The organism is Trujillonella humicola (assembly GCF_046233715.1).
Classification (GTDB): Bacteria; Actinomycetota; Actinomycetes; order Mycobacteriales; family Geodermatophilaceae; genus Trujillonella; species Trujillonella humicola.
Window position 1 is genome coordinate 17,148 of sequence record NZ_JBJNRJ010000046.1, and the last position, 25,118, is coordinate 42,265.

Genomic DNA, 25,118 nt, shown 5'->3' on the forward strand with positions numbered 1-25,118 from the left:
TGATGCCGGTCGCGTTCCGGAATGCCCTCCGTCGGTTGGTCGTCACAACCTCCCGTGGACCTCTTCTCACCCGTGACCCTGGGCGACCTCGAGCTGGACAACCGCGTGGCGATGGCCCCGCTGACCCGGATGCGCTCCGGCCCGCTCGGCGTCCCCGGGGACCTGGTCGTCGAGCACTACGCGCAGCGCGCCGGGCTCGGGCTCATCGTCACCGAGGGGACCTACCCGGTGCACGAGTCGCAGGCCTTCGTGGGTCAGCCCGGCATCGTCACCGAGGAGCAGGTGGCCGGCTGGCGGCGCGTCGCCGACGCCGTGCACGCCCGCGGCGGCCGCATCGTGATGCAGGTGATGCACGGGGGCCGGGTCACCCACCCGGAGATCAACGGCGGCCGCCGGGTCGAGGCGCCCAGCGCGATCGCCATCGGCGGCGTCGCCCGCACCGCGAGCGGCAAGCACCCCTACCCGGTGCCGCACGCGCTCACCACCGCGGAGGTGCGCGAGCGGGTGCAGACCTTCGTCGACGCGTCGCGGCGGGCCGTCGAGGCCGGGCTGGACGGCGTCGAGCTGCACGGCGCCAACGGCTACCTCCTGCACGAGTTCCTGTCCCCGGCGGCCAACCGGCGCGAGGACGGGTACGGCGGCTCGCCGGAGAACCGGGCCCGCTTCGCCGTCGAGGTGGTCACCGCCGTGGCGGAGGCGATCGGCGCCGGCCGGGTGGGCCTGCGGATCTCCCCCGAGCACGGCATCCAGGACGCCCTCGAGCCCGACCGCGACGACGTCCTCGCCACGTACGGGCACCTCCTGGACCGGCTGCGCCCGCTGGGCCTGGCCTACCTCTCCGTGCTGCACCGCGAGCCCGCCGGCGACCTGGTGCAGGAGCTGCGCCGGCGCTTCGGCGGACCGCTCATGGCCAACAGCGGCTTCGGCTCGGTCACCACGCGGGACGAGGCGGTCGCGCTGATCGACAGCGCGCACGCCGACGTCGTCGCCGTGGGCCGGGCCGCCCTCGCCAACCCCGACCTGGTCGAGCGCTGGGCCGGGCGCCACCCGGAGAACGAGCAGCGGCCGCACCTCTACTACGCCGACGGCGCCGAGGGCTACACCGACTACCCGGCACTCCGGGCGGGCTGACGCCGGCGCGTCGAGACGGCGCGCACGGAACGCCGCCACCTCCTCCGCGCGGGTCCACACTCGCCTGGCCGGAAGACACCCGGCGAGCTGGTCCTGACAGCACGGAAGGGGATGGTCATGGACCGCACGAACGAGACCGCCGCGACGGGCGCGGCCGGGATCGACCCACGGCACGACGGGACGCCGGCGAGGGACCACACCTGGGACCTGGTCGCGGCGGTGGCGGGGCTGGTGTTCTTCGTCCTCGTCGTCGCGAGCTTCTTCACCCCGGGGACGCCGATGGCCGACGAGGGTGGTGCGGCGATCGCCGCCGACGTCGCCGCCGACCGGACCGGTCACCAGTGGTCGCTGCTGCTGGGCTTCCTGGGTGACGTCGCGTTCCTGCTGTTCCTGTCCGGCCTGTGGAGCAGGCTGCGGCGGGCGGAGGGCCGCGCCGGGTTGTTCTCGGCGGTGGTCGCGATCGCCGGCGCGGTGTTCGTCGCCACGATCCTGGTCTCCGAGGGCCTCTACCTGGCGTTGGTGACCGGGACCGCCGAGATCGCCGAGGACCCCGCCGTCTTCACGACCCTGGCGGTGCTGAACGACTGGGTCGGCTTCGCCGGCGTGCCCGCCGCGGCGGCCCTGTTCCTCGGGGCGGCGGCGGCGATCGTCGGCACGCGCGCCCTGCCGCGCTGGATCGGCTGGTGGGCGGCCGTGGTGTCCGTGCTGCTCCTCGTGAGCCTCGGCGGGGTCTTCCAGGCCGACATCGACGAGGCCGGCCTGGGCTGGGCCGCCTTCCCGGCGTTCGTCCTCATGATGCTGTGGGTGCTCACCACGAGCATCCTGCTGCTCCTGCGCGCCCGGCGTCCGGCGGCGGCCCCGCAGGAGGTCACCAGCGGGTAGGGAGGTCGGCGACCCGTCGGGCGTTGTCCCGGAACCGGCCGTGCGGCGGCCGGGTACGGCCGCCGCAGGGACAACGCCCGGCTCGGGCGTCAGCCGCGCCCGCGGGCGGACCGCGCGGCGAGCCGGCGGACCAGGCTCGGCGGCACGATGCGGGTGGCCGCGTAGATGCCCTTGTAGACCGCACCGGGGATCGACAGCACCCGGCCGCGGGCGAGGTCGGCGAGGGCGTCGTCCACCACGCGGTCGGCGTCCATCCAGAGCCAGGCCGGCCCGGAGCGCTCCTGGCCGAGGCGCTGGTGGAACTCCGTCCTCGTGTAGCCGGGGCACAGGGCCATGACGCGGACGCCGTGCTCGGCGGCGGACAGGGCCAGGCTCTGCGACAGGGTGGTCACGTAGGCCTTGCCGGCGCCGTAGACCGAGCCGCGGCCGGGCAGGAAGCCGGCGACGCTCGAGACGTTGACGACGGCCCCGCTGCCGCGCTGCTGCATGCCCGGAAGCGCCGCGCGGGTCAGCGCGAGCACCGCGCCGACGTTGACCTCGAGGTTGGCGGCGAGCGCCTCGGGCGGGGTGTCGGCGAACTCGCCCGGCGTCGCGTAGCCCGCGTTGTTGACCAGCAGGTCGACCGGCTCGCCGTCGCGCAGGCGCGCCTCGACCCGGCGCCGCTGGGCGGGGTCGGCCAGGTCGGCGACGAGGACCTCGGCCGCGACGCCGTGGTCGTCGCGCAGCCGCCGGGCGAGGGCCTCCAGCCGCTCGCGGTCGCGGGCGACGAGGACGACGTCGGAGCCGTCGGCAGCGAGCCGCCGGGCGAAGGCCGCGCCGATGCCGGAGCTCGCGCCGGTGACCAGGGCGGTGGGACGGGCGCTCATGCGGTAGGAGGTTACGGGCGGTTGAACAGCAGGATCGGGGTAGGAGGTCCTCGTGGCAGAGGTGCACGGGACGTGGGACGACAGGTTCACCGGGGTGCGGGACGCGCTGGCGCGCCACCTCGACGAGGACGAGCTGGGGGCGTCGGTCGCGGTCGACCTGGACGGCGAGACCGTCGTCGACGTCTGGGGCGGCTACCGGGACGAGGCGCGGACGACGCCCTGGACGCAGGACACGATCACCAACGTCTGGTCCACGACGAAGTGCGTGCTGGCGCTGGCGGCGCTGGTGCTGGTCGAGCGCGGCGAGCTGGACGTCGACGCGCCGGTGGGCGACTACTGGCCGGAGTTCTGCGCGAACGGCAAGAAGGGCGTGCTGGTGCGGCACGTCCTGTCGCACACCTCCGGCGTCTCCGGGTGGGAGCAGCCGTTCTCGGTGCGCGACATGTACGACTGGCCCTCGGCGACCGAGCGGCTCGCGGCGCAGCGACCGTGGTGGGAGCCGGGCACGGCGTCGGGCTACCACGCCGCCGACCAGGGATTCCTCGTCGGCGAGGTGATCCGGCGGATCACCAACAAGACGTTCAAGGGCTTCGTGCGGGACGAGATCGCCGGCCCGCTGGGCGCGGACTTCCAGGTCGGCGCCCGCGAGCGGGACCGGGACCGGATCGCCCCGGTGGTCGCGCCGCCGCCGGTCGAGCCGGCCGGGGAGATCGACCCGAACTCGATCTCGGTGCGGACGTTCACCGCGCCGACGATGTCGGTGAAGGCGACGACGACGCCGGAGTGGCGGGCCGCCGACCTGGGTGCGTTGAACGGCCACTCCAACGCGCGCGGCGTGCTGGACGTGCTGCGGGTGCTGTCGCTGGGCGGGTCCGCCGGCGGGGTGCGCCTGCTCTCGCCGGAGACGATCGACCTGGTGTTCCGGCAGCAGTCCGACGGCGTCGACCTGGTGCTCGGCGAGCCGTTCCGGTTCGGGATCGGCTACTGCCTGGGCTCGCCGGTGGTGCCGTACGTGCCGGCGGGGCGGACGTTCTTCTGGGGCGGCTGGGGCGGCTCGCTGGCCGTCATGGACCTCGACCGCCGGCTCACGATCAGCTACGTGATGAACGCGATGGCGCCCGGGATCCTCGGCTCGAACCGCGCCCAGGCCTACGTCGAGGCGGTGTACGACTCGCTGGCCTGACCGCCGCCCTCCGCCGGTCCGCCCGCCCGCCCGCCGAGGCTGCGCAGCGTCGTGTCGAGGGCGTCGACGAGGTGCCGGAAGCTCTCGTCGACCGACGCGGGCAGGCCGAAGCCGCCGGTGCGCTCGAGGTCGACGAACCCGTGGAGGGCCGAGCGGACGACCCGGATGGGGTGGACGTCGCCGGTCCCGACGCCGTAGCCCGACAGCGCGGCGGCGACGGCGGCCAGGGCGTCGTCCGCGACCGCCGTCCACGCGTCGGTGTCCCGGGGACGGGAGGTCAGCGGGTAGGTGCCGGGGTGCTCCCGGGCGAAGCGCCGGTACTCCTCGGCGATCGCCTCCAGGGCGCGCCGTCCGGCCCGGCCCCGGGACGCGGCGCCCAGGCGGGCCGCGAGCTCGGCCGTGGCGGCCACGGCCATGCGGTCGAGGAGGTCGTCGAGCCCGCCGACGTGCTTGTACAGGCTCGGTGCCGCGACCCCCAGCTCCCCGGCCAGGCGGGCGAGGGTGAGGGCGTCGATCCCGTGCGCGTCGACGAGCGCGCCCGCCCGGCGCACGACGACGTCGGGGTCAAGGCCGGCGCGGGGCATCGGCGGCTCCCTCCAGGAAGGCGAGGACCCGCGGCGCCACGGCGTCGGGGGCCTCGAGCATCGGCGCGTGGCCGACCCCCGGGACCACGAGCACCTCGGAGCCGAGCTGCCCGGCGACCCACTCGGCCTCGGCCCTCGGGTCCTTCCAGTCCGGGTCGGCCTCCCCCATGACCACGAGGGACGGCGCCGTGACCCGCGGGATCCACGGGGCGACGACGGCGTGGTCGGTGCGGGCGGTGGCGGCGAAGGCGGACCACCGCCCGGGCCGGGTGAGCAGCCGGGTCGTCCGTGCCGCGCGGGTGCGCGCCTCCTCGCCGAGCCCCGGCCAGAGCTTCGCCGCGTACAGCCGCCACGCCGCCGGCCCCCACGGCCGGGTCAGCAGCACGCGCAGTCCCAGCCGCGCCAGCGGTCCGGCGCCGTTGCGGAGGAACGGCCCGAGGAGCACCAGGCCCGTGACCGCCTCGGGCCGGCGTCCGGCGGCGACGACGGCGGCGGCGGCGCTGAGCGAGGCGCCGGCCAGGAAGGCCGGCCCGCCGTCCTCGCCGAACGCGTCGACGGCGGCGAGGAGGTCGTCGGCGGTGGCCTCGTCGCCGTGGCGCGGGAAGCCGGTGTCGCTGTCGCCGTGGCCGCGCAGGTCGAGCAGGGCGACGCGGAAGCCGTGCGCGACGAGCCGGTCGGCGAGCGGTCCGAACGCATCCCGCGTGTCGCCGATCCCCGGCGAGCACACGACGAGCGGCCCGGCCCCGCGCACCTCGGCGGCGATGCGGCGGCCGTCGACGGTCAGGTAGCTAATGTCCATAGCCACAAAGCTATGATCCTTAGCCTTTCGGGTCAAGGGCGCGCCGGCGTCCCATGGGTGTGCACATCTCCACCTCGCCCGTGCGCCGTGTGGTGGACAACTGCACAGTGGCAGGACCGTTCCGCCGTCCCGCCCGGCCGGGTCAGCGGCGGCGGCCGAGGAGGTAGCCGAGGGCGACGCCCCACGCGGTGAGCAGCCCACCGGACGCGGCACCGACCAGGAACGAGCGGAGGTCCAGCGTGGTGCCGGCCGGCGCCGCGGGCGCGGCGCGGCCGGCGAAGACCTGCGGCGCCGCCGACGTCCCCGCGGGAGCGCCCTCCGCGGCCGGAGCGGTCGTCGAGCTCACCGCCGCCGAGGTCGCGCGGGGCTCCTCCGCCGCCGGGACCGGAGCGGCGCCGGTCAGCTCGCCGTCGACGGCCGAGAAGAACTGGCCGGCCATCCGCTTGGCGACGCCGGTGATCATCCGCTGCCCGACACCGGCCACCGGCCCGCCCACCACGGCGTCCGCCGAGTACGTCAGCGTCGTCGTCCCGCCGTCGCCGTCCCCGGCCAGGGAGATGAGCACCTTGGCCCGCGCGTTGCCCGGCGCTCCGGCGCCCGAGGCGTGCATGACGTAGGACGTCGGCCGCTGCTGGTCGGTCAGCCGCACCTCGCCGGCGTAGGTCCCGCGGATCGCGCCGACCCCGACCGAGACGTTCATCCGGTACTCGTCCCGGCCGGTCAGCTCCAGCGACTCGCAGCCCGGGATCGTCCGCGCCAGCACCGCCGGGTCGGTGATGACCGACCACACCTGCTCCGGCGTCCCCTGCAGCACCGCCGACCCGTCGAGCTTCACGCACCCACTCCCGTCCTGCGGCCCGCGGCCGCCGTCAGCTCCGCATCCGGGGAGCGCATCACGTCGTACAGCTCGGTCGGCGAGATCGGCATCGCCGCGATCCGCCGTCCCGTCGCGTCCTCGATCGCCGAGGCGATCGCGGCCGTCCCGGGGATGACGCCGGCCTCGCCGGCGCCCTTGATGCCCAGCGGGTTCAGCGGCGAGGGCGTCTGCTGGTGGTCGATCGCCACGTCGGGCACCTCCGAGGCGTACGGCATCAGGAAGTCCATGAACGAGGCGTTCTGCAGCTGCCCGTCGGCGTCGTAGGCCATCCGCTCGTACAGCGCCCCGGCCACGCCCTGCGCGACCCCGCCGTGCACCTGACCCTCGACGATCATCGGGTTCACCACGTTGCCGCAGTCGTGCACGACCGCGTAGGAGACGACGTCGATCTCCCAGGTGGCCGGGTCGATCTCCACCACCGCGGCGTGCGCGCCCGAGGCGAACGTCGAGCGGATCGGCGAGTAGTAGTCGCGGTGCTCCAGCCCCGGCGCGTCCCCGGGGGCCACCGGCGGCTTGTCGTCCGACCCGGCCCGCGCGAACTGGGTCGCCTGCTTGGCCGCCTCGTCGAAGGCGTACCGCAGCGGGTTGGACAGGACGGCGACCGTGCGCAGCGGCAGCGTGGCGCCGGGGGTGCCCTTCACCCCCACCACGCCGTCGACGATCTCCAGGTCGCCCGGGTCGGCCTCCAGCACCTCCGCGGCGATCCGCAGCGCCTTCTCCCGCACCCCGCGGGCGGCCAGGGCGATGGCGTTGCCGCTCATCACCGCGGCCCGGGAGGCGAACGTCCCCACGGCGTAGGGGAACCGGCGGGTGTCGCCGGTGGTGACCTCGACGTCCTCGATCGGGACGCCGAGCTCGGAGGCGACGATCTGCGCGAACGACGTCTCGTGGCCCTGCCCCTGCGACGTCAGGCCCGTGGCGACCAGCACCTTGCCGCTGCCCAGCACCTGCACGTGCCCGCCCTCGTACGGCCCGGGTCCGGTGCCCTCCACGTACAGCGCCATCCCGGCGCCCAGCAGCTTTCCGCGCGTGGCGGCCTCGGCCCGGCGCTCCTCGATCCCGGGCCAGTCCACCAGCGCGGTCAGCTTGTCCAGCAGCCCCGGGTAGTCGCCGGAGTCGTAGATGACCGGCCGGCCGTCCTGGAACGTCAGGTGGTGGTCGTAGGGGAACTGGTCGGGCTGGATGAGGTTGCGCCGCCGCACCTCGGCCCGGTCCAGGCCGAGCGCGTCGGCGATGCGGTCCATCGTCCGCTCCATCGCGTAGCAGCCCTGCGGCCGCCCGGCCCCGCGGTAGGGCGTCACGATGACCGTGTTCGTGTAGACGCTCTCCACGACCACCCGGTAGACGGGGATCGCGTACGGCCCGACCAGCTGGGTCGCGGTCACGATCGGCACGATGATCCCGTAGGGCGTGTACGCGCCGTTGTCGTGCCAGGCGTGCACGTCCAGCGCGGTGATCCGCCCGTCGTCGTCGAACCCGACGGTGATCTCCTGGCGCTGCTGGCGCTCGTGCGCGCTGCCGATGAAGTGCTCCCGCCGGTCCTCGGCCCACTTCACCTCGCGGCCCAGCTTGATCGCGGCCATCGGCACCAGCAGCTCCTCCGGCCACGGGTGCACGATCTTCACGCCGAAGCCGCCGCCGACGTCGGGCGCGATCACCTCGACGGCGTCCAGCGACAGCTCCAGCTTCGCCGCGATCGCCGCCCGGACCGACGTCGAGGCCTGCGTGCTCGAGTAGACCCGCAGCGACGAGTCCGCCGGGTCCCACCGCGCGTGCACGCCCTTGCCCTCCAGCGGCATGCAGGCGCTGCGCTCGATGTACTGGGTGAAGCTCAGCGTGCGGGCGGAGCCGGCCAGTGCCGCCTCGACGTCCCCGGTCTCCTGGTGGTGGCGCGCCGCGACGTTGTCGGGGATCTCGTCGTGGACGGCGGCGGCAGCCGCGCGGGCGGCGTCCACCCCGACGACGACCGGCAGCTCCTCGTAGGTGACCACGATCCGCTCGGCGGCGTCCTCGGCGACGTAGCGGTCGGTGGCCACGACCATGACCACCGGCTCGCCGACGTGGTTCACCTCGCCGTCGGCCAGCGGGTAGCCGGTGCGCGGCGCGTGCAGCTGCGGGTGCGGGATGAGCACCGGCAGCGGCTCGGCCATCGGGCCGGTCAGGTCCTCGTAGGTGTAGATCGCGACCAGGCCCTCGACCTCGAGCGCGGCCTCGACGTCGATGTCGACGATGCGGGCGTGCGCGTGCGGGCTGCGCACGAAGGCGGCGGCCAGGGCGTCGTGCCCGATGTCGTCGAGGTAGCGGCCCTTCCCGGTGATGAGGCGGGCGTCCTCGCGGCGGCGGACCGGCTCGCCGAACAGCTTCGTGGTCACCAGGCGCCGTCCCCTCCGCCGAAGTGGCCACTGTGGCGGTCGGTGGCCATCGCGGCGGCCGCGTGCTTCACGGCCTTCTTGATGTTGGCGTAGCCGGTGCAGCGGCAGAGGTTGCCCCCGACGATCTCCTCGACCTCGTCGTCGGTGATCTCCGCCGACCCGTCCCGCGCCTCGAGGCCGGCGGCGATCGTGACGAGGAAGCCCGGCGTGCAGAAGCCGCACTGCAGCGCGTGGCACTCGCGGAACGCCTCCTGCACCGGGTGCAGCACCTGCCCGCCCCGGTGGTCGTCGCGGGCCAGCCCCTCCACGGTGGTCACCGCGGCGCCGTCCACCTGGACGGCGAGCACCAGGCACGAGCGCACCGGGGCCCCGTCGACCAGCACCGTGCACGCGCCGCAGACGCCGTGCTCGCAGCCGACGTGGGTGCCGGTCAGCCCGAGGTCGTGGCGCAGCGCGTCCGACAGCAGCCGGCGCACCGGCACGGTGGCTTCACGTGGAACACCGTTGACCGTCACGGTGATCGAGCGCTCGGTGTCCACGGAGGTCATGCGGCGGTCCTCTCCAGTGCCTCGGTCACGGCCGTGGCCAGTGTCCGCTCGGTGAGCACGCCCACGAGCAGGCGGCGGTAGTCGGCGCTGGCGTGCAGGTCGCCGTCGGGGTCGACCAGCGAGCGGGCCAGCTCACCCGCGGCGGCCCAGTCCGCGGTGTCGGCCGGTTGCCCGTGCACCGCCTCGGTCAGGTCGTGCACCTCGGGCACCAGGCCCACCGAGAGGTAGGACGCCGTCACGCGCTCGACGGTGCGGTCCTCGGACAGGGTGACGACGACGCCCGCGCCGCAGACGGCGTAGTCACCCTTGCGGCGCGCGATCTCGGCGAACGCGGTCCCGGAGCGCTCCGGCAGCGCCGGGAAGAAGGCGTCGACGACGACCGCCGGCCCGTGCACCGAGGTCTCCAGGGGCCCGACGAACAGGTCCCGCCAGCCGACGCTCGAGCGGCCCGACGGCGTCGCCACGGTCACCGTCCCGTCGGTCAGCGCCAGCACCGAGGTCATCTCGCCCGACGGGTCGGCGTGCGCGATGGAGCCCACCGTCGTCCCGCGGTTGCGGATGGCCGGGTGGGCGACGTTAGCCGTCGCCCGGGCCAGCAGCGGCTGGACCCGGGCGGCGGCGGCATCGGCGAGCAGCCCCGCGTGGCGGACCAGCGCCCCCACCCGCACGCCGTCCCCGGTGGCCTCGACGGTGTCGAGGCCCGGGACCCGGTTGATGTCGACCAGGGTGGTCGGCGCGGCCAGCCGCATCGACAGCAGCGGGAGCAGCGACTGGCCACCGGCGAGCACCTTGGCGCCGTCTCCCTCGTCGGCGAGGACGGCGAGCGCCTCGTCGAGGGAGCCGGGGTCGGCGTAGCGGAAGGGCGCGGGCTTCACCGGTTGCGGGACCCCTTCCGCGGCGTGGCCGACCCGGTGACGCCGGGCCGGCCGACCTCGTCCACCGACGACGGGTCGGGGGAGACCTCGTCGCCGTGGCCGAACGTGCTGCCGGCGGCCGGGTGGGCGCCCTCGCGGGTGAGCGCGGCCTTCATGTCCGCCGGCGCCAGCGCGCGGGCGATGTGCCAGGCGGCGACGGCGACGATCGAGCCGAGGGCGATGCCGGTCAGCGAGAAGTCCTCGGTGAAGTCGAGCGTGACGTTGCCGATGCCGATGATGATGCCCGCGGCCAGGGGCACCAGGTTGATCGGGTTGGCGAAGTCGACCCGGTTCTCCTTCCAGATCTTGGCCCCGAGCAGGCCGATCATCCCGTAGAGCACGACGGTGATCCCGCCCAGCACACCGCCGGGGACGATGCTGATCAGCGCGCCGAACTTGGGGATCAGGCCGAGCAGGATCGCGACGGCGGCGGCGACGTAGTAGGCGGCCGTCGAGTAGACCCGGGTGGCGGCCATGACGCCGATGTTCTCGGCGTAGGTGGTCGTCGGCGAGCCACCCACGGAGGTCGCGATGACGGTGCCGACACCGTCGGCGAAGACCGCCCTGCCCATCACCGGGTCGAGGTCGCGCTTGGTCATCTCCGCGACCGCCTTGACGTGGCCGACGTTCTCCGCGACGAGCGCGATCACGGCGGGGATCACGAGCAGGCTGAACCTGAGCGAGAAGGACGGTGCGGTGAAGTCGGGCAGGCCGAACCAGTCGGCGTCGCCCACGGCGTCGAAGCTGATCCGGTCGCGGGTGGTCTCGGAGCCGTCGGGGGTGTTCGGGTCGAACGAGGTGATCTGGCCCGAGGTGGCGTCCAGGAGCACGGAGAGCAGGTAGCCGAAGACCAGGCCGAGCAGGATCGAGATGCGGGCGATGAAGCCGCGCAGCGCGAGGGAGGCGACGATGACGAAGGTCATCGTGGCGAGCGCGACCCACTGGTCCTGCGGCCAGTAGATGGTGGCGGCGACCGGCGCCAGGTTGAAGCCGATCAGCATGACCACCGCGCCGGTGACCGCCGGGGGCAGGACCGTGTTGATGAGCCCGAGCCCGGAGAAGTGGATCAGCAGGCCGACCAGCGCCAGGACGACGCCGGCGACCAGCAGGGCGCCGACGACGTCGCTGGAGTCCCCGCCGTTGAGCCTGATGGCCGCGACCCCGCCGACGAAGGCGGCGCTGGTGCCCAGGTAGCTCGGCACCTGGTTCTTCACGATGAGCAGGAAGACGATCGTCGCGATGCCGCTCATCATGATCGCGAGGTTGGCGTCCAACCCCATGATCAGGGGGAAGACGAAGGTGGCGCCGAACATGGCGACCACGTGCTGGGCGCCGATGCCGGCGGTGCGCGGCCACGACAGCCGCTCGTCGGGGGCGACCGCCTCGCCCAGCGGCGGGGTCTTCCCGTCTCCGTAGAGCTTCCAGCCGAACGCCATTGGACGGCTCTCCTTCACGTGCTCGTTCCCGTGGGATCCGGGGCAGGCGCCTCTCGCCGCACCCGGGAGGGACCATCTGACACCCGCCCGGTGGGGGAGCGGAAGTAGCTCACCGCTAAATCGTTATCGCCGAGATGCCTCACCGCTGAGCAACTCCCGGCGGTAGCGTTCGGTCCGTGAGCCCACCGCCCCGCTCCGGTGTCCGGTCCGTCGTGCTCCGCAGCGGCGTCTACGCCGATTCCGTGCGGTTGATGCAGGTGAGCCGGGACGTGGGGGCCCGCGACGGGGTCACCGCGGTGGTGGTCGCGATGGCGACGCCGCTGAACCTGGAGCTCGCCGCGGGCATGGGGCTCGCCCCCGAGGAGCCGGCCACCCCCGAGCAGCTGCTCGTCGGGATCCACGCCGAGGACGACGCCGCGCTCGCCGCCGCGGTGGCCGCCGTCGACGCCGCCCTGGCCGAGCGTCAGCGGTCCACCGGCGCGGCCGAGGCGATCCCGGCCCGGACCGTCGGAGCGGGGCTCGACGCGCTGCCCGAGGCGGGCCCGGCGCTCGCGATCGTCAGCGTTCCCGGGCCGTACGCGGTGGCCGAGGCGGCTGACGCGATCGCCGCCGGGCAGAGCGTCCTGGTCTTCTCCGACGGCGTGCCGGTCGAGCACGAGGTCGCGCTCAAGCGGGCCGCGCACGAGGCCGGGGTCCTGGTCATGGGCCCCGACTGCGGGACGGCGATCGTGTCGGGGCTCGCGCTGGGCTTCGCGAACGTCGTCCGCCGCGGGCCGGTCGGGCTGGTGGCGGCCAGTGGCACCGGCGCCCAGCAGGTCTCCTGCCTGCTGGACATGGCCGGCGTCGGGGTGTCGCACGTGCTCGGGGTCGGCGGCCGGGACCTGTCCGAGGCCGTCGGCGGGCTGGCCACGCTCGACGCCCTCGCCGCGCTCGACGCCGACCCGGCCACCGAGCGGGTGCTGCTGGTGTCCAAGCCGCCGGCGCCGTCGGTGGCCGCTCGCGTCGAGGAGGCCGCGGCCGGGCTGTCGGTGCCGGTCCGTTCCGCGGCGCTGTCGGCGCAGTCGCCCGACCTCACCGCCGCCGTCGAGGCGCTGCTGGGCGACCTCGGCGTCGCCGTTCCGCGGTGGCCCGCGCGCCCCGGGCCGGCGGAGGCCGCGCTGCCCGGCGCCGTCCTCAAGGGGTTCTACTCCGGCGGCACGCTCGCCGACGAGGCGATGCTGCTGGCGGCCCCGCTGCTGGGCGACGTCCGGTCGAACACCCCGCTGCGGCCGGAGCTCGACCTGGGCACCGACCTGGCCGCCCGCGGGCACGTGGTGGTCGACTTCGGCGATGACGCGCTGACCGTCGGCCGCGCCCACCCGATGATCGACCCGACGCTGCGGCTGGAGGCCGTCGCCGGGCTGGCGGCGGCCGGCGAGCCCGCGGTGCTGCTGCTCGACGTCGTCCTCGGGTACGGCGCCGACCCCGACCCGGCCGGCGCGCTCGCCCCGGCGCTCACCGCCGCCCGCGCGCGGACGACGCTGCCGGTGGTCGTCGCGCTGGTCGGCACCGAGGCCGACCCGCAGGGCTGGAGCCGTCAGGCCGACGCCCTCGCCGCGGCCGGCGCGCACGTGTTCGCCTCCAACGCCGCGGCCACCCGGTTCGCCCTCGACCTGATCGGAGCGGCGGCATGAGCCTCGCCGACCTGCTGTCCGGCCCGCCCGCGGTCGTGGCCGCCGGCGTCGACGTCTTCTCCGGTGCGCTGCGCGCCCAGGGCGCCGACGTGCACGACGTCGACTGGCGCCCGCCGGGCCTCGGGAACGCCGACGACCTGGCGCAGCTGGCCCTGGACCCGCGCCGGGCCGCGGCCAACCGGACGGCGGTCGAGCGGGTGCTCGCCGCGGGCTCGGTGCTCACCGACGTCCGCCCGGCCCGCGAGGTGCTCGGCCTGCCCGACCGCACGATCCTGCACGCCGGGCCCCCGATCGCCTGGTCCGACGCCAGCGGCCCGCTGCGCGGCGGCCTCATCGGCGCGACCCTCTTCGAGGGCTGGGCGTCGACGGTCGAGGAGGCCGAGCGGCTCCTCGCCGCCGGGGAGATCGCCCTCGACCCCTGCCACCACCACTCCGCGGTGGGCCCGATGGCCGGCGTCACCAGCCCGTCGATGTGGATGTGGTGCCTGGCGGACCCGGTCCAGGGCGGGAAGGCGTACTGCAACCTCAACGAGGGCCTGGGCAAGGTGCTGCGGATGGGCGCCTTCAGCGAGGAGGTGCTCACCCGGCTGGCCTGGATGCGCGACGTCCTCGGGCCGGTGCTGGCCGCCGCCGTGCGGTCGATGAGCGACCCGCTGGACGTCAAGGCCGTGCTCGCGCAGATGCTGCAGATGGGCGACGAGGGGCACAACCGCAACCGCGCCGGGTCGCTGATGGCGCTGCGCGAGCTCTCCCCGGCCGTCGTCGGCGTGGACGCCCCGTCCTCCGACGTCGCCGCCGTGCTGCGCTTCATCGGCGGCAACGAGCACTTCTTCCTCAACCTCGGCATGCCGACGGCCAAGCTGGCGATGGACGCCGCCGGCGACGTCCCCGGCTCGACGATGGTCACCGTCATGGCCCGCAACGGCACCGAGTTCGGCATCCGGACCGCCGGCACCGGCGACCGCTGGTTCACCGGGCCGGCGCAGACGCCGGTCGGGCTGTTCCTCGGCGACTACGGCCCCGACGACGCCAACCCCGACATCGGCGACTCCGCGATCATGGAGACCTACGGCGTCGGCGGGTTCTCGATGGCCGCGGCGCCGGCGATCGTCCGCTTCGTGGGCGGCACCGTGCCCGACGCGCTGGCCACGACCGAGCGGATGTACCAGCTCACCCTCGCGGAGAACCCGGCGATGGCCATCCCGATCCTCGGCTTCCGCGGCTCCCCGACGGGCATCGACGTCGTCTCGGTCGCCCGCACCGGGTGGCTGCCGCAGATCAACACCGGCATGGCCGGGCGGGTCGCCGGCACCGGGCAGGTCGGCGCCGGGCTGGTGCAGCCGCCGCGGGAGTGCTTCGAGCAGGCGCTGGCGGCGCTGGCGCAGGAGTCCCGGGCAGCCGGCTGAGCACCCCGGCCGGCCGGCTGCGGACGCTCAGCCGCGCACGCGGGCGGCCAGCAGCGCGACGTCGTCCTCGGCGTGCTCGGGCAACCCCGCCAGCACGTCGTCGCAGAGCTGCTCCAGCGGCCGGCCCGCCGACCGGCGCGCCTGCTCGAGCAGCGCCGCGAGGCCGGCGTCCAGGGAGGCGCCGCGGCGCTCGATCAGCCCGTCGGTGTAGAGCAGCAGGGTGTCGCCCACGCCCAGGGTCAGGCCGTGGTCGGCCCGAGCGCCGCAGGGCTCGACGCCCAGCAGCCGCTCGACCGGCCGCTCCAGGAGGTCGGCCCGGCCGTCGGCGCCGATCAGCACCGGCGGCGGGTGACCGGCGTTCGACCAGCGCAGGTGCACGCCGTCGGCCGACCGCTCGTCGACCGTCGCGACGGTGATCGTCACCAGCGCGCCGATGCCGAGGTCGTGCAGCGCCCGGTCCAGCGCGGACAGGACGGCGGCCGGCGACCCGACCACCGACTGCGCGAGGCCGCGCAGCAGCCCGCGCGCCTGGGCCATGGCCGCCGCGGCGACGGCGTCGTGCCCGGCGACGTCGCCGATGACCAGCAGCGTCGTCCCGTCGGGGACGGCGAAGGCGTCGTACCAGTCGCCACCCACGTGGGCACCCCGCGTGGCCGGCCGGTAGCGGACGGCGGTGGCCACCCGGGCCAGCTGCGGGGGAGCGGTGAGCAGGCTGCGCTGCAGCGTCTCGGCGAGCTCCATGACGGCCCGGTCGGCGGCCGCGCTCGCCGCCGCCTCCCGGGCCCGGCCCTCGCGGCGCTGGCGCAGCCCCGACGCGGCCACCGCCGCCACCGCGCCGACGGCCACGCCCACGATGCGGACGACCTGGGCGGCCAGCATGCCCTGGGTGTACTGCTCGTCGAAGACGCCCAGCAGGACGGCGGCGAGCACGGCGAGGGCCCCGTAGCCGGCGGTCGCGCGGCGGCCGAGCACCGTCGCGGCGACCATCGGGGAGACCACCGCCAGCCCGATGAGCACCTGGTCGCGGCCGAGCAGGAGGTCGGCGGCGGCGACGGCGGCCAGGGCTCCGGACGGGAGGGCGTGGGTGCGCGCGGTGGTGCGGGTGATCACCGCGGCTCCTTCGTCGGACCGGTTGCGGCCGGTCGGCGCGCGTCGACGGCGAGGGTAGTTGCCGCCGGGCCGTGGCCGCGTCAGCTCAAGCCGGGGCGCACCGGAGCAGTTCCGCGAGCGCCGGCCCCACGCCGGACCGGTCCGTCACGTTCGCCGGGAACGGGACCCGCAGGTCGTAGTAGTGGGCGGCCGGGCACTCGACCCGGAACAGGACGCCGGAGCGGTCGAGGCCGAGCAGGTGCACACCGTCGTCCTCGCCGGCCCACAGCCGTACCCGCGCGCCCAGCTCGGCCAGGGGTCCGGCGTGCTCGCCGAGCAGGTCGGCCTCGTCGACGGCCAGCGGGTCGGGGCGGGCGGCGACGAAGTCCTCCGGCTCGATCGGCGTGCAGCTGCCGTGCTCCTCCAGCAGCACCTCCGCCACGTCCAACCGGAGCAGGGTCGCGGTCAGGCCCACGTCGAGGAGGACGTCGGCCGCGCAGGCCTCGGCGAAGTCGAGGACGAGCGTGGCCTCCGCCGGCGGCGCCACCGGCGTCAGCCAGCCGGCCAGCTCGAGCCGGCCGCGGACGGGGTCGCGCAGCGGGAGCGCGGAGCGGCGGGTCACCGTGAGCCGGGCCGGCAGGTCACCCAGCGGGGACCGCCGGACGGCGTCGGCCAGGCCGCCGGACCGCGGGACGACCAGCAGCACCTCGCCGCCCGCCGTCGTCGTCGCGGCGAGCAGCGGCGCCGTCCCCTGCCCCAGGGCGTGCACGCAGGCGGTGGCGCAGGTCGCCACCGTGCGGGCCCGCTCGGCCGGGCTCGGGGCGCCGGCGCCCCGCTGCGGGGTCCGGGTCGGTTGGCGTGCGTCCATGGGCTTCCCTCGCGACTGTCGACCGGTAGTAAGGTGAGCCTAACCAAACCGGAGGTCCCGTGAACACTCCTCGTCCCAAGATCCGGCTGAGCCGCCGGCTCGGGCTGCCGCTCACCCCCAAGGCCGTGCAGTACGTCGAGCGCCGGCCCTACCCGCCCGGCGAGCACGGCCGCAAGCGCAAGCAGGCCAGCGACTACTCGACCCGGCTGCTGGAGAAGCAGCGCCTCCGGGCGCAGTACGACATCAGTGAGACGCAGCTGCGGCGGGCCTTCGACCGGGCCAGGCGGTCCGGCGGCAAGACCGGCGAGGCGCTGATCCAGGACCTCGAGTCGCGGCTGGACGCCACCGTGCTGCGCGCGGGGTTCGCCCGCACCATCTACCAGGCGCGGCAGTTCGTCACCCACCAGCACGTGCTGGTGAACGGCCGGCGCGTCGACCGGCCCTCCTACCGGCTGCGGCCGGGGGACTTCGTGCAGGTCGCGGCGCGCTCGCGCACCAAGGAGCCCTTCGTCGTCGCCTCCTCCGGCGCGCACGCCGACCCGCCGGCCTACCTGTCGGTGGCGATCGGGGACCTGGTGTGCCGGGTGGAGCGCACCCCGGCCCGCGAGGAGGTGCCGGTGGTCTGCGAGGAGCAACTGGTCGTGGAGTACTACTCCCGCTGATCCTGCGGGCGGCGGGTCTCCCTGCCGCCCGCGTCGGCGTCAGGGCATCCGGAGGAAGGCCGAGGTGGAGACCGCGCCCAGGAACTGCATCGACGACCCGGCCGCGAGGTGGTCGTCGAGGGCCTGCGACACCCCCGGCCAGCCGGGGTCGCCGTAGTCGTCCATGACGACGACGGCGCCAGGGGCGGCGATGGTCTCCACCCAGGCGAGGTCCGCGGCGACGCCCTCGCGGGAGTGGTCGCCGTCGATCACCACCAGGTCGTAGGGGCCGCCGACGGTCCCGCGCACCGCCGGGTCGGTCGAGACGCCGCGGTGGACGGTCACGGCGGCGGGGTCCACGCCGGCGAAGCGCAGGTTGGCCCGCACCGTCGACTCGGTCACCGGCGTGCCGCTCGGGTCGGTGGCCCGGGGGCGCTCGGGCTGCAGCTGCACGGCCTCCAGCGGGTCGACCACGACCAGCGAGTGCTCGCGGCCGTAGCGCAGGAGCTGGCGGTGCAGCCCGGCGGCGAAGAGGCCGAAGAGCGTGCCGATCTCCAGGACCCGGGCCTGCGGCCCCGCACCGAGCAGCAGCGGCGCGGTGGTCAGCTTCCCGAGGATGTTGCTCGTGGTACCCGCCAGGCGGCCGATCCCCCCGCTCTCCAGGTGCGCGAGCAGCCGGTAGGCCTGCGCCAGGTGCGGGGCCGGGTCCTCGACACCGGCCACCGCGGCCACCTGGGCGGCGAGGTCGGCCATCTGCCCGCGCGTGACGCGGCGGTCGTTGAGCCGCGCGGCCGGACCGTGCAGCAGCTCGACCGTCACGTCGTCCGGCGGCTCGGCGACCGGCCGGGGGGTGAGGGCGGCGGCGCGGTGGGCGATGCGCGTCAGGACCGGGTCGGCGGCCCTCCTGGCGACGGTGCGAACCGAGGTCATGGCCGCCGAAGGTAGCCCGCGCGGTGGCCCGACCGGGGAGGCGCTCGGCGACGCGCAGGCGGCTGGGGCGGTTGTGACGGAGGAGTCCGTCGGGGCCCGGCTCCCCGCGATCACGGGCTCGTCGCCGCTCCGGCCGACGCGTCTGCGCGCGCCTGCGGCGACGAGCCCGTGATCGCGACGGCCTCAGGCCCGGACGATCGCGGCCACGGGGCCGCCGCCCGAGGGGCCCTGGTGCACCGCGGCCACGGAGACGAACACCGCCGGGTCACCGGTGACCGAGGCCGCGACGCCTCCGACGGTCGCCTTGATCTGGCGGTGCCAGAAGACGTCGGAGTCGTCGAGCATCGCGTTGCGCCGCCCGCGCACGTAGCCGGTCGGATCGGCCTCGCACTTGAGGAAGACGTTGACCAGCCGGTCGCCGAGGTCGCTGACGTGCGGGCGCTCGGGCAGGTCGAGCCCGGCCTGGCGGATGGCGTCCCAGATGCCGTCCTGGTCCAACGCGTCCGTCATCACCGAGTGGCCGATCCGGTAGTTGCCGCCGTGCCCGCGCGCGTTGCCGACGACGACGATCTGTGCCCGGTCCAGCTCCACGCCCGACGAGCAGGAGGCGACCGCGCTGTACAGGGACAGGTCGCGCATGACCTGCTCCTGCTTCGGCAGCTCGATCTCGCCGAGCGCGACCGCGATGCCCAGGGCCGTCGTGCCGTTGGACAGGTCCATGGAGCCGTGCGGCTCGTCGTAGTACGTGTCCTGGCCGCGGCTCTTGGCGTCGCGGATGGTCTCGATGGTCAGCAGCGGCGTCTTGGTCTGCACGTAGTGGACGTCGGCCGGGTCGGTGATGCCCGCGGCCTCCATGGCCCGCTTCACGCCCTCGGCGACCTTCTCGACCATGGAGATGCGGCCGATGTCCTCGGGCAGCAGCACGTCGCTCATCGCGTAGCCGACGGTCAGCCGCGGCTCGTCGGTCTTCTCGACGGCGTCCTCGGGCAGGGTCGCGAAGATGGTCGCGTGCGGGCTGATGACGCCGTCCGTCCCGCCCGACCAGACGATCGGGATCTCCCCGACCTCCTCCTTCGACCGGCTGCCCTTCTCCAGGAGCACCTCGCGGAAGGCGCGGTCGGCGATGATCCGCGTGTAGTCGTTGACGCCGCCGTTGCCCTCCGTCTTGCCGATCACGGCGACCACGCGGTCGGCCTCCATCACGCCCTCGTCGATGAGCTTGGCCAGCTCGGAGGCGTCGCTGACGTTGTGCAGGGGGACCTTGCGGACCTCGATGGGTGCGGGCATTCGCTCACTTCTCCTCTGTGTTCGGGGCTGTGCGGCCCTCCTGCAGGGCCCCGCCGCGAGCCTGCGAGCGGTGGGGGGCAGGAGGGTCCTCCTGCACGACGGTGCCGACGGCGTCACCGGTGACGGCGTCGGTGATGTGCTCGAGCGAGGTGACGACGGCGCGGCCGCCGCCACCGTCCACGAACCGCAGGACGGCCTCGACCTTCGGGGCCATGCTCCCGCGGGCGAACTCGCCGGCCGCGGCGTGGGCGCGCAGCTCGGCGGGGGTGACCCGGCCCAGCGGCCGGGCGTCCGGCGTGCCGTAGCCGACCATCACGTGCGGGACGTCGGTGGCGACGACCAGGACCTCGGCGGCGACGTCGCGCGCGAGCACGGCCGCCGTCAGGTCCTTGTCGATGACCGCCTCGACGCCGCGCAGCGCCGGGTGGGTGGGGTGATCGGTGCTGTCGTCGACGACCGGCACCCCGCCGCCGCCGGCGCAGACGACGACGAAGCCGGCCGCGGCCAGCGCGTGGATCGCCGGACCGTCGACGACCGACAGCGGCTCGGGGGAGGCGACCACCCGGCGCCAGCCGCGCGGGCCGCGGTCCTCCCACGTCTGCCCGAGGGCGATGAAGCGCTCGGCCTGCTCGCGGGGCAGGAAGCGGCCGACCGGCTTGGTGGGCGTGGCGAAGCCGGGGTCGGCGGCGTCGACGAGCGTGCGGGTGACCAGCGCGGCGGTGCGCTGCCGGAGCCCGCGGGCGGCCAGAGCGGCGTCGAGCTCGTCGGCCAGGGTGAACCCGATCGTGGCCTGGGTCTGCGCGACGTTCCAGTCCAGCGGGACCGGCGGGACCTCGTGCGCGGCGAGCTCGTTCTTCACCAGCAGGTTGCCCACCTGCGGGCCGTTGCCGTGGGTCAGCACCACCTCGACGCCGGCGGCCACCAGCTCGGCCACGTGGCCGGCCGCCACCGCGAGGGCCGCGCGCTGGGCGCCCGGGGTCGCCGACCCGTCCGGGCCGGTCATGGCGTTGCCGCCGAGCGCGACGACGGCGCGGCGCGGGAGGGTCATCCCGGCGACCCTAGCGAGAACTTGCTCAGCGCTGAAGTATCCGGCGACCGACGACCCTGTCGTCCGCCTCGTCCCGGCGAGCACGATCGGCGTCCTCCCCCGAGGAGGCCCCCGTGCTGGTCCGCTTCGACTTCGAGACCCGCGCGACCCCCGAGCAGGTCCGCGCCGCCTTCAGCGACGTCACCGACCGCCGGCTGGAGGTGTGGTCGACGAGCCTCGACCCCGCGAAGTACGAGGTGCGCGAGCACGGCCAGGACTGCGCCGTCGTGAAGGAGGGCAGTGCCGGCGTGCAGCTGTGGGTGCTTGGCTCGCCGACGGTGGCTAGCGCCGCCAGAAGTCGAACGGGTCGCGGCCCGGGCGGAAGCCGGCCGCCTCGACGACGTCCACCGCGAGGTCGAACCGCTGGCCGACGGCGCCGGGCTGGTGGGCGTCGCTGCCGAAGCTGATCGCCTCGCCACCCTCCTCGCGGAACCAGCGCACCTGGTCGACCGAGGCCAGCGGGCTGCTGGTGTTGACCTCGAGCGCCCGGCCGGTCCCGGCGAGCGCGCGGAACACCGCCCGGTACTCCTCCTCGTAGTCCTTCTCGACGTACCGGTGCGTGCCGCCGGGCCAGTACCGGCGCGGGAAGTCGACGTGCGCCAGCACCTGGAAGACGTCGCTGCCCTCGATCATCCGGACCACCTCGGCGAGGTAGCGCCGCATCGTGCCGTCGGCGTCCTCCCAGAGCAGGTGGCCGACGCCGTAGAGACGGGTGCCCTGCGGCAGGGAGTGCAGCGAGCCGAGCACCCGGTCCACCGGACCCCGGCGCAGGTGGGCGGCGATGCTCGCGGAGAACAGGTGCGGCTCGCCGGCCTCCACGCCCGACCAGATGCGGAGCTCGCGGAAGCGGTCGCGCACCTCCTCCAGCTCGGCGAAGTAGCCCTCGACGTCGATCTCCGCGTGCCGGCTCGCGTGCCGCTCGACCAGCCCCTCGTCGGTGGCGCGGTCGTCGGGATCCCAGACGGTGAAGTCGAGGTGCTCGGTGAAGGCGATCGCCGGCAGCCCCAGCGCGACGGCCCGCTCGCAGGCGCGCGCCATCGTCGAGGTGGTGGCGGTGTCCCACGACCACCCGGTGTGGACGTGGTTGTCGGGTGGCGGCGTCTGGTCCGGCTTCGGGTCACGGCGAGGCGGCATCGACCCCATCCTCTCTCGCGCCGTCCACAGCGGCGCCGCGGGATGTCGGCGTCGGTGCCTACTGTCGGGCGCATGACGACAGCCCCGCCGACGTCCGACGTGGCCGCCGAGGCGCTGGCGGTGCTGCGCGAGCTCACCGGCCGGCCCGACGCGGAGTTCCGCGAGGGCCAGGACGCCGCGGTCGCCGCGCTGGTCGAGCGCTCGCAGCGGGCGCTGGTCGTGCAGCGCACCGGCTGGGGGAAGTCGGCGGTCTACTTCGTCTCCACCGCGCTGCTGCGCCGCCGGGGCGCCGGCCCCACCCTGCTGGTCAGCCCGCTGCTCGCGCTCATGCGCGACCAGGTGGCCGCGGCCGCACGGGCGGGGATCCGGGCCGTGGAGATCTCCAGCTCCAACGTCACCGAGTGGGGCGACGTCGCCGCCCGGCTGGCCGCCGACGAGGTCGACGTCCTGCTGGTCTCCCCCGAGCGGCTGACCAACCCGCGGTTCCGCGAGGAGCAGCTGCCGGGCCTGGTCGCCCGCTGCGGACTGCTCGTCGTCGACGAGGCGCACTGCGTCTCGGACTGGGGTCACGACTTCCGGCCCGACTACCGCCGCATCCGCGACCTGCTCGGCACGCTGCCCGCCGGCACCCCCGTGCTGGCGACCACCGCCACCGCCAACGAGCGGGTGGTCGACGACGTCGCCGAGCAGCTGGGCGCCGGCGGCGTCGAGGTGACCACGGTGCGCGGCCCGCTGGCGCGCGACTCGCTGCGCCTGGGCGTGCTGCGGCTGCCCACCGACCGCGCCCGCCTGGCCTGGCTGGCCGCCCGCCTCGGCGACCTCCCGGGCAGCGGCATCGTCTACACGCTGACCGTCGCCGCGGCCGAGGAGACGGCGACGCTGCTGCGCGAGGCCGGGCACGAGGTGCGCGCCTACACCGGCCGGCTGGACGACGCCGACCGCAAGGACGCGGAGGAGGCGCTGCGCGAGAACCGGGTCAAGGCGCTGGTCGCGACCTCGGCGCTGGGCATGGGCTTCGACAAGCCCGACCTCGGCTTCGTCGTGCACCTGGGGGCACCGTCGTCGCCGGTCAGCTACTACCAGCAGGTCGGCCGCGCCGGCCGCGCCGTCGAGCACGCCGACGTGCTGCTGCTGCCCGGCCCGGAGGACCTCGCCATCTGGCAGTGGTTCGCCACCTCCTCCATGCCGCGGGAGGACCACGCGGCCGCCGTCCTCTCCGCGATGGCCGACGGCCAGGCGTGGTCGGTGGCCCGGCTGGAGACGGTCGCCGACGTCCGCCGGTCCCGGCTGGAGCTGCTGCTCAAGGTGCTCGCCGTCGACGGCGCGGTGGAGCGGGTGCAGGGCGGCTGGCGGTCCACCGGGCGGCCGTGGGTGTACGACGCCGACCGCTACGGCCGGGTCGCGCGCACCCGGGAAGCCGAGCAGCGGGCGATGATCACCTACGCCCGGCCGGTCGACGAGGCGCAGTGCCGGATGGCCTTCCTGCAGGAGGCGCTCGACGACCCGACCGCCGCGCCCTGCGGCCGCTGCGACGTGTGCGCCGGTCCCTGGTACTCCACGGAGATCCCCGCGGGTGCGGCCGACGCGGCGTCCGCGGCGCTCGACCGGCCCGGCGTCGAGCTCCCGCCGCGCGCCCAGTGGCCGACCGGCGCCGACCGGCTCGGGGTGTCGGTGAAGGGGAAGATCGTCCCGGCCGAGCAGCTCGACCCCGGGCGGGCGGTCGCCCGCCTCACCGACCTCGGCTGGGGCCAGCGGCTGCGCACCCTGCTCGGGGACGACGGCGTCGGCGGCACCGTGACGCTCGACCTCGAGGCGCCCGGCTTCGAGGAGGACCCGGACGCGGCCTTCGACGTGCCGGTGCAGCGATCGGTGAACGACGTCCCCCCGGACGACGAGCTCCTCCGTGCGTGCGCCCGCGTGCTGGGGGCCTGGGACTGGGCCGAGCGGCCGGCCGCCGTCGTGGCGGTCCCCTCGCGGCGCCGCCCCCGGCTGGTGACCGGACTGGCGGAGGGCATGGCACGGCTGGGTCGCCTGCCGTACCTGGGCGAGCTGTCCCTGGCCCATGGCGGCCCGACCGGCGGTCCCGGGGGCAACAGCGCCTTCCGCCTGGCGGGCGTGTGGCAGCGACTCGTGGTCGGGTCGGAGCTCCGCGAGCGCCTGGGCGGGCTCGGCCCCGTGCCGGTGCTGCTCGTCGACGACCTGGCCGACTCCCGCTGGACGATGACCGTGGCCGGCCGCGAGCTCCGGCTCGCCGGCGCCTCCCGCGTCCTGCCCTTCGCGCTGGCGCTCGCCGCCTGAATCCACAGGGTTTCGAACAGCTGTGCGAAACATGGCGTAGCCTCTGTCCATGTCGCTAGCGCGCCAGCCCTCGATGTGGGACCTGGTAGAGGAGCCGGCGCTCACCGGGCTGGCCGGCCGGGTGGAGCGCCACCACCTGTCGCGCGGCGCCTGGGTGGATCACCTGCCCGGCTGGGTCACCGGTTCCGAGGCCGTCCTCGAGGTGCTGCTCGGCGACATCGGCTGGCGGGCCGATCGGCGCCGGATGTACGACCGGGAGGTCGCCGTCCCGCGCCTGCTGCGCTGGTACGGCGGCGACGAGGAACTGCCGCACCCGCTCATCGGAGCGGCCCGTGCCGCGCTCGACCGGCACTACGGCGCCGAGCTGGGTGAGCCGTTCGTGAGCGCCGGGATGTGCCTGTACCGGGACGGCCGCGACAGCGTCGCCTGGCACGGCGACCGGCTGGGCCGGGGGCGCTCGGCCGACACGATGGTGGCGATCGTGTCCTTCGGGTCGCCGCGCCCGCTGATGCTGCGGCCGGTCGGTGGCGGCGGGAGCCTGCGCTTCCCCGTCGGCCACGGGGACCTGGTCGTCATGGGCGGCTCCTGCCAGCGCACCTGGGAGCACTGCATCCCCAAGACGTCCAAGCCGGTCGGCCCGCGGGTGAGCGTCCAGTTCCGCCCGCGGGGCGTGCTCTGACCGGCCCCGCCCGGCACTCCCGCAGGCGGGACGACGGGGGCGTCCTGAGGCGCCCGGGGAGCGTGAGGGGCGCCACGGGTACCCCCCGTGCACGACCCCTCCGAGGCGTGTACTGTCCTCTCTGCACCAAGCGAGAACGGACCGGGCCGCCAGCCTGGTCAACCGCCGGAAGCGCCCCCCGCGGGCCCACTGTTGCGGAGCTCGGTGTACAGTCGGGACACCGCCTCGAACGAGACCCTGAAAAGGGCCGAGTACGAGCGCGTCCGTTCCTTGAGAACTCAACAGCGTGCCGAAAGTCAGTGCCAAGTAATACCCCGTGCACTGTTCTGCTCTTGTGTGGGTGGGATGGTGCTGGGATTCCTTTGGTTGATGATGTCGCGAGTGTCAGCTCGCGGTTCTCGGCCATGTATCGAATTCATCTACGGAGAGTTTGA

At 75.1% G+C, this 25,118-nt stretch carries 22 protein-coding genes; 8 read left to right on the plus strand and 14 right to left on the minus strand.

The window, feature by feature from the left end; all coding sequences use genetic code 11:
* Window positions 1-21: 21 nt before the first annotated feature.
* Complete coding sequence (locus ACK586_RS19120) at window positions 22-1,131, plus strand: alkene reductase (protein WP_409332088.1); 1,110 nt, start codon at window positions 22-24, stop codon at window positions 1,129-1,131.
* Window positions 1,132-1,248: 117 nt separating this feature from the next.
* On the plus strand, window positions 1,249-2,013 hold the full coding sequence (locus ACK586_RS19125; RefSeq protein WP_409332089.1) for a hypothetical protein: 765 nt from the start codon (window positions 1,249-1,251) through the stop codon (window positions 2,011-2,013).
* A gap of 89 nt (window positions 2,014-2,102) precedes the next feature.
* On the opposite strand, the gene ACK586_RS19130 is transcribed toward ACK586_RS19125, so the two are convergent.
* Entirely contained in the window at window positions 2,103-2,879 is a 777-nt protein-coding gene (locus ACK586_RS19130) for an SDR family NAD(P)-dependent oxidoreductase (RefSeq protein ID WP_409332090.1), read from the minus strand.
* Window positions 2,880-2,931: 52 nt separating this feature from the next.
* Here ACK586_RS19130 and ACK586_RS19135 point away from each other — a divergent pair, with 52 nt between their 5' ends.
* The gene (locus tag ACK586_RS19135; protein WP_409332091.1) at window positions 2,932-4,062 is read left to right on the plus strand and encodes a serine hydrolase domain-containing protein; all 1,131 of its coding nucleotides are present in this window, start codon (window positions 2,932-2,934) and stop codon (window positions 4,060-4,062) included.
* Here ACK586_RS19135 and ACK586_RS19140 read toward each other — a convergent pair.
* The 7 genes from ACK586_RS19140 to ACK586_RS19170 all read right to left on the minus strand — a co-directional run bounded on the left by ACK586_RS19140 (window position 4,029) and on the right by ACK586_RS19170 (window position 11,592).
* Entirely contained in the window at window positions 4,029-4,646 is a 618-nt protein-coding gene (locus ACK586_RS19140) for a TetR/AcrR family transcriptional regulator (protein WP_409332092.1), read from the minus strand. The two genes, ACK586_RS19135 and ACK586_RS19140, sit on opposite strands and share 34 nt — an antisense overlap.
* Window positions 4,627-5,445 (minus strand): alpha/beta fold hydrolase, encoded by an 819-nt coding sequence (locus ACK586_RS19145; RefSeq protein WP_409332093.1) that lies wholly within the window; start codon window positions 5,443-5,445, stop codon window positions 4,627-4,629. The genes ACK586_RS19140 and ACK586_RS19145 overlap by 20 nt, the downstream gene beginning before the upstream one ends.
* Window positions 5,446-5,587: 142 nt before the next feature.
* A complete protein-coding gene (locus tag ACK586_RS19150; protein WP_409332094.1) occupies window positions 5,588-6,280 on the minus strand; it encodes an SRPBCC family protein in 693 nt (230 codons plus the stop codon).
* On the minus strand, window positions 6,277-8,694 hold the full coding sequence (gene cutA / locus ACK586_RS19155) for an aerobic carbon-monoxide dehydrogenase large subunit (protein WP_409332095.1): 2,418 nt from the start codon (window positions 8,692-8,694) through the stop codon (window positions 6,277-6,279). The genes ACK586_RS19150 and cutA overlap by 4 nt, the downstream gene beginning before the upstream one ends.
* Window positions 8,691-9,242: a (2Fe-2S)-binding protein gene (locus ACK586_RS19160; protein WP_409332096.1), complete on the minus strand. Its 552-nt coding sequence runs from the start codon at window positions 9,240-9,242 to the stop codon at window positions 8,691-8,693. Before ACK586_RS19160 ends, cutA begins: the two co-directional genes overlap by 4 nt.
* The gene (locus ACK586_RS19165; RefSeq protein WP_409332097.1) at window positions 9,239-10,117 is read right to left on the minus strand and encodes an FAD binding domain-containing protein; all 879 of its coding nucleotides are present in this window, start codon (window positions 10,115-10,117) and stop codon (window positions 9,239-9,241) included. Before ACK586_RS19165 ends, ACK586_RS19160 begins: the two co-directional genes overlap by 4 nt.
* Window positions 10,114-11,592, minus strand: a complete 1,479-nt coding sequence (locus ACK586_RS19170; protein WP_409332098.1) for a uracil-xanthine permease family protein — start codon at window positions 11,590-11,592, stop codon at window positions 10,114-10,116. Before ACK586_RS19170 ends, ACK586_RS19165 begins: the two co-directional genes overlap by 4 nt.
* A gap of 176 nt (window positions 11,593-11,768) precedes the next feature.
* On the opposite strand from ACK586_RS19170, the gene ACK586_RS19175 reads away from it, so the two are divergent.
* Together ACK586_RS19175 and ACK586_RS19180 are read left to right on the plus strand one after the other, a co-directional pair.
* Entirely contained in the window at window positions 11,769-13,265 is a 1,497-nt protein-coding gene (locus ACK586_RS19175) for an AllF/FdrA family protein (RefSeq protein ID WP_409332099.1), read from the plus strand.
* Window positions 13,262-14,671 carry a YlbE family protein gene (locus tag ACK586_RS19180; RefSeq protein WP_409332100.1) on the plus strand — a complete coding sequence of 470 codons (1,410 nt, stop codon included), beginning with the start codon at window positions 13,262-13,264 and terminating at the stop codon, window positions 14,669-14,671. The genes ACK586_RS19175 and ACK586_RS19180 overlap by 4 nt, the downstream gene beginning before the upstream one ends.
* Before the next feature lie 27 nt (window positions 14,672-14,698).
* On the opposite strand, the gene ACK586_RS19185 is transcribed toward ACK586_RS19180, so the two are convergent.
* Both ACK586_RS19185 and ACK586_RS19190 read right to left on the minus strand, forming a co-directional pair.
* A complete protein-coding gene (locus ACK586_RS19185; protein WP_409332101.1) occupies window positions 14,699-15,781 on the minus strand; it encodes a PP2C family protein-serine/threonine phosphatase in 1,083 nt (360 codons plus the stop codon).
* Window positions 15,782-15,866: 85 nt separating this feature from the next.
* Entirely contained in the window at window positions 15,867-16,628 is a 762-nt protein-coding gene (locus tag ACK586_RS19190; RefSeq protein WP_409332102.1) for a DUF2470 domain-containing protein, read from the minus strand.
* A 59-nt stretch (window positions 16,629-16,687) separates the two neighbouring features.
* Between ACK586_RS19190 and rpsD the strand changes: the two genes are divergently transcribed.
* Window positions 16,688-17,290: a 30S ribosomal protein S4 gene (rpsD, locus tag ACK586_RS19195; protein WP_409332103.1), complete on the plus strand. Its 603-nt coding sequence runs from the start codon at window positions 16,688-16,690 to the stop codon at window positions 17,288-17,290.
* Window positions 17,291-17,329: 39 nt separating this feature from the next.
* On the opposite strand, the gene ACK586_RS19200 is transcribed toward rpsD, so the two are convergent.
* The 4 genes from ACK586_RS19200 to ACK586_RS19215 all read right to left on the minus strand — a co-directional run bounded on the left by ACK586_RS19200 (window position 17,330) and on the right by ACK586_RS19215 (window position 21,707).
* A complete protein-coding gene (locus tag ACK586_RS19200) occupies window positions 17,330-18,199 on the minus strand; it encodes a class I SAM-dependent methyltransferase (RefSeq protein WP_409332104.1) in 870 nt (289 codons plus the stop codon).
* Window positions 18,200-18,382: 183 nt separating this feature from the next.
* Window positions 18,383-19,486 carry a barbiturase gene (gene bar / locus ACK586_RS19205; protein ID WP_409332105.1) on the minus strand — a complete coding sequence of 368 codons (1,104 nt, stop codon included), beginning with the start codon at window positions 19,484-19,486 and terminating at the stop codon, window positions 18,383-18,385.
* A 4-nt stretch (window positions 19,487-19,490) separates the two neighbouring features.
* A complete protein-coding gene (locus ACK586_RS19210; RefSeq protein ID WP_409332106.1) occupies window positions 19,491-20,534 on the minus strand; it encodes a carbamate kinase in 1,044 nt (347 codons plus the stop codon).
* A gap of 321 nt (window positions 20,535-20,855) precedes the next feature.
* The gene (locus ACK586_RS19215) at window positions 20,856-21,707 is read right to left on the minus strand and encodes a PHP domain-containing protein (protein ID WP_409332107.1); all 852 of its coding nucleotides are present in this window, start codon (window positions 21,705-21,707) and stop codon (window positions 20,856-20,858) included.
* Window positions 21,708-21,779: 72 nt separating this feature from the next.
* On the opposite strand from ACK586_RS19215, the gene ACK586_RS19220 reads away from it, so the two are divergent.
* Together ACK586_RS19220 and ACK586_RS19225 are read left to right on the plus strand one after the other, a co-directional pair.
* Complete coding sequence (locus ACK586_RS19220) at window positions 21,780-24,005, plus strand: RecQ family ATP-dependent DNA helicase (protein WP_409332108.1); 2,226 nt, start codon at window positions 21,780-21,782, stop codon at window positions 24,003-24,005.
* Window positions 24,006-24,054: 49 nt separating this feature from the next.
* Entirely contained in the window at window positions 24,055-24,684 is a 630-nt protein-coding gene (locus ACK586_RS19225; protein WP_409332109.1) for an alpha-ketoglutarate-dependent dioxygenase AlkB, read from the plus strand.
* Window positions 24,685-25,118 lie beyond the last annotated feature (434 nt).